General features: G+C 30.0%; 4 protein-coding genes and 1 pseudogene. 1 reads left to right on the forward strand and 4 read right to left on the reverse strand.

The features are described from left to right. Positions 1-176: 176 nt before the first annotated feature. The 4 genes from CVD18_RS21455 to CVD18_RS21470 all read right to left on the reverse strand — a co-directional run bounded on the left by CVD18_RS21455 (position 177) and on the right by CVD18_RS21470 (position 3,606). Positions 177-515 (reverse strand): carbon-nitrogen hydrolase family protein, encoded by a 339-nt coding sequence (locus CVD18_RS21455; RefSeq protein ID WP_103867515.1) that lies wholly within the window; start codon positions 513-515, stop codon positions 177-179. Between the two features lie 429 nt (positions 516-944). After that, the gene (locus CVD18_RS21460) at positions 945-1,445 is read right to left on the reverse strand and encodes a GNAT family N-acetyltransferase (RefSeq protein WP_199185126.1); all 501 of its coding nucleotides are present in this window, start codon (positions 1,443-1,445) and stop codon (positions 945-947) included. A 352-nt stretch (positions 1,446-1,797) separates the two neighbouring features. Then, positions 1,798-2,823, reverse strand: a complete 1,026-nt coding sequence (locus CVD18_RS21465) for a class I SAM-dependent methyltransferase (protein ID WP_103867516.1) — start codon at positions 2,821-2,823, stop codon at positions 1,798-1,800. 243 nt (positions 2,824-3,066) lie between these two features. Beyond that, a complete protein-coding gene (locus CVD18_RS21470) occupies positions 3,067-3,606 on the reverse strand; it encodes a carboxymuconolactone decarboxylase family protein (RefSeq protein WP_103867517.1) in 540 nt (179 codons plus the stop codon). A gap of 579 nt (positions 3,607-4,185) precedes the next feature. On the opposite strand from CVD18_RS21470, the pseudogene CVD18_RS21475 reads away from it, so the two are divergent. Beyond that, positions 4,186-4,683, forward strand: a pseudogene (locus CVD18_RS21475) (hypothetical protein); the annotation flags it as partial.

The raw sequence follows: 4,683 nt of genomic DNA on the forward strand, positions 1-4,683 counted from the left end.
TCATAAAAAGCATGAAAACTACTTTGAAATATCGTTTTTTGAGGTAATCTGCTACCATAAAAAAATGCTAAAGTGACATCCTAACGATTTTCTTTCTTGTTAAGGGTATAGCAAACCTCTCGAATTCCCCCTTATCACCAAATCCCAGATCAGTCAACAGATCATATAGCGCTAGCCTATCGGCACGCCATATGCTTAGTTATTTTTCTAGGCTTATTTGGTTCAAAGATAATCATACTGATGCATACACCAGCTTCACTTTGTGTAGGTAACCCAGCTCCAATAATAATTTTTTTTGCAGTACTAATGTCTTGTAATATATCTAATTTTTTATCATTTTGTGTAGTAGAAAGTTGATCTGCAAGCGCTGGCTCATATCCTGTTAATGAGAGCTCAGGAAAAATGATGATATCAGCACCTTTTTGAATAGCTAGATCAATTAGATTTTTATGATTTTGGATGTTTTTTGTAATTTCTCCTTTAATAGGAATTGTTTGGGCTACACAAATTTTCATAGAGGGAAGTCTTTTTTTAAAGAATGTAACGATATACGTTTTACTATTACCGATTCGAAGTTACTATAATACTATGATTTTAATATAGAAAATATAGAAATAATAGTAATAATTTTGTCATTTGTTACTTATGATAAAAACTCATATTATAGTAATCAGATTATATCTTTTTTTATCTGAATACAACAACATTTTGATACTCAGAAAACAAAATGAAATAATGACCAACGCCAGAAATTTATTACTAACTACATTTTTTTTGGCAATTAGTAATAAGACACTTGTTATGGTACCTTGAACTAATCCAACTAATATTATAAGATCAAATAATGAGAATTGGTTTTCCAAATTAAATGCAAGTAGTTAAAAAAAACAATTATAACAGTGTGGCTTGTTGATAGTGTATTATATTTTTACTTTATAAAAAGCTTAGTTACTTTCTTCCCAATCTTTATTAGCTAGTACGATAGAAGTTTCAATCTGTCTTTCTGGTATTGACCAATAGGTTTGTAACAATTTATTTTTTTCTACACCTGATAATTGGTAAAAACCATGTTTTATATAAAAGCTAATAGCCCAAGAAGCATCTGCCCATGTTCCTATGAGAATTGGTGTTTTTGCGGCATCAGTTAAATGTTTTAATAGTTTTCCACCGATACCTTTTTGTCTAGCAGAGGTTCTTACATATGCATGACGAATAAGAGCGACCTCATTTTTAAACTGAATACCCATTACCCCCAAAATTTGATTTTCTTCTGTGTAATTCCAAAATTCTACTCCTTCGTTTATCTGTGTTGTCAATTCTTTTTTTGACATATACGGTTCTTTCCATCTATCAGCAGGAATGATTCCTTTGTATGCTATCGAGGCATCGTTTATTATCTCATAAATGGTATCAAAATCCTTTTTGTGATTACTCTTAAGTATCATTCTTTGTTTTTATTTTAAATATATGGTAACTATTCAAATAATTCGAAGCAGAATAAAACACCAAAGCAATGTAGCTTTCTATGTCTCATTCTAATGTATAATTAGTAAAAAACACAAATGTTTTTTTGGTAGTAACCAAAGGTAGTTAATTCATCTATAGAAGACAAACCCCTATTTATGTCTTTAAATTATATTTTTAGGCTGTTTTGATAATAAAGTAACTTGTTTCTCTTATAGAATATTTAACGGCGTAATTGGTATGTAGATAAAAAATAAATGTAAAAATCTTAAAATAAAGATTCTATATAAGTTTATGAAAACTAGATTAATTTTATTATAAGACATGCGTAGCTCATGATTTTTGACTAACAATTTGATATTCAAACCTTGGCTGTTTATCTATTTTATAGCTACTTTTTATAATAATATCATTTTGTTTTTTTTCTGAAATATTATCGATAATGAGGGGTAGGGTTAATCCACTTTCTTGAGTTCTTAGGGTTTGATTCCCGAAGACATTAATTTCTGTAAGTAGTAGTAAGAGATCAGAATTTTTGATAGAGGATTTTTTTAGGATAGAGCTAACTTCATCAAAACTACTATTTTCTATTTCAGTATTTGTATTGATATAAGAGTTTAGTGCTTCTTTGCTGACTTCAAATATTTTGACTGCTTTTTTATAATCTTCTTTTTTTATTTCTTCCATAGGAATTCCTGTAGTTTTATGACCAATAAAAATTTCTATTTTTTCAGGGATAAATAGTGTAGATTGACTAGATTGTCTCATTAAGTTCAAAAAGATAGATACTTGTGGTTCTCTTGCCAATCCTGCTTGCATGGTTTCACTTATGATAATATCAAAACTTTCGGAATGAGGTATTTGATATTCTGTAGCATTTTGATCAATTAATTCTATTGTATGTTTATCCAATTCTAGTTTTGCAAGAACCTTTTTTAATGCTTGTAAACTTGTTGGGTTTATGTCCATCAAAGTATAACTTATACTTTCTTTAGAGAACCGTAACATACTAGGCAAGAGCAAGGCGGCAAATGGTCCTGTCCCAGCATAGAGGATATGTATGTTTTGGTTGGGTTGTGTAAGTAAGCTGTTGATTGCATTATATGTTCCCAAAATAAATTGTTTTGTTCTCATAAAATCATCAATACAATCAGCGGCAGGGATAGTAGCAAGTGCTTTTCCTTTGGTTGTATGTATATGTTGATTACACTCTTCTTTATCAATATCCAATTCTGAAAGTTGTAAGAGTAGCTTTTTATATTTTTTTGATGCTGAGCTTAAAGTAAGAGATGCATTATTATTACTATTATCTAGAAATATAGATGTTATCTCAATAATCTCTCTGGTACAATCATTCATTTGACTAATTTTTTATAGAAAATGTTTAGTGAAGATAAAAGTGTAACTCATTCTAGTTTGACTAATGAAGAAAACAATACATCCCTAAAAATAGAAAATTAACATCTATTTTACATACTCATTTTTATAAAAAATAAAGAAGTATCTTTTGCAGAATGTTCAAAGTATAATTGGTGTAAGTAGACAAAAAGCACAACCTATATATATGATGATTGTGCTTTTATAATTTAAGGATATGTACCTTTAAATAAATTTCTGGAATGATTTATCAACAGGAGTGCTAGCAATGTGATTTGTATAGTTACTGATTACTTTTTGAGCCAATCCTAAAATTATTTCTAAGACTTGGTGTTCTCCATAACCAGCATCATAAAAAGATTGAAGTTCTGAATCAGAAATATGACCTCTATTTCTTACTATAGAAAGTGTGGTATCATGAAGAGCTTGTAACTTTTTGTTTGGCATAACTTCTTTGTTACGAAGTGCTTCAGTTAATGCGGGATCAACTTTCATCATATGTGCAATACCTGTATGTGCAGGGATGCAATAAGAGCATTCGTGTTCTACATTTATTGTTTGCCAAACTACGGTTAATTCTTCATTAGTAAATGACGTATTTTGAAAGGATTGATGGAGTGTTTTGTAAATTTTTAATAAGTCAGGCACTTCCGCAAGAACCCCATGAAGATTGGGGAGCATTCCAAAAGATTTTATAGAATTTTCTAAAATAGTTTTACTCTCTTGTGGAGCAGATTCAACGGTGTGAATTTTTAATGTACTCATAATTTTAATTTTGTTTTATTCGTTATTTGAAACTAAACAATCGCTTAGTTTTTAAGTAAAAAAATAGTAATACTTTCAAATTTTAATAGAATGATTAATAAGCTGTGTGATATACATAGTGCAAGTTTTATATTGGTATTTATACATTGGATATTCCATAACTATTGTATAATCTTTCTTCTTCTGAATGATATTTTATTGGTGTTTTTTTATTCATCATCAAAACTAAGCAACTGCATAGAAATAAAAAATATTTTAACATTTCTTTTAATTCATTTTGTACCATAGAAAACCTACTATGATTTGTAACTACTACAGAAACAATTGTTTTACTGCATTTTTTACAGATAAAATATAATTGGTATGTTTTATTGATTAGGTTTTGTTGTCTAGTCTTAAGCAATTTTTATGGATTGCTTAAGACTAGACAAATAAATTGCATGAGCGTATTAAGAGCTCACATAGTGGGTACACCAACCTATCTTTGGTAATATGCTATAATACTGGCTTTTTCTATTGTATTAAGCTATATTCTATAATACGACTTAACTAGTTATCTTTGTTTTAAAACAAGTGCAAATGGTACCAGAATCTTTCACAGAATTTTTCAAAATCCTAGATGAATTGGGTCGTGAGACCGTAATTAGGGAGCTATTATCTATGGTCGATCCTTCAGAGCCTGACTTGTATACTGTTCATTCCGAGGTGCAACAAATCCAGTCACTACATTGCCCTAATTGTCAAGACATCGATATCCGTGCAAATGGCAAGGCTAATGGTGTGCAACGTTATTTTTGTAAATCGTGCAAGAAGTATTTTAGGGAAACTACAGGTAAAGTTACTTTTGGTTTAAAAAAGGGGAACTTGCTTAGTGTTTATTTGTACCATATGCTATTAGGCAATTCGATAAAGAAATGTGCTGAACAGACAGGTATCTGTCTCCAAACTTCATTTGACTGGCGGCATAAGATATTAAGTGCCTTTGAAGGGGCTGTTCCTGATGGTTTTGAAGGTATTGTAGAGAGTGATGATATTTTCTTTCTTGAATCTGGCAAAGGAAACAGGGAATTACCTAGA

This window comes from Aquimarina sp. I32.4 (assembly GCF_002924285.1).
Lineage (GTDB): Bacteria > Bacteroidota > Bacteroidia > Flavobacteriales > Flavobacteriaceae > Aquimarina.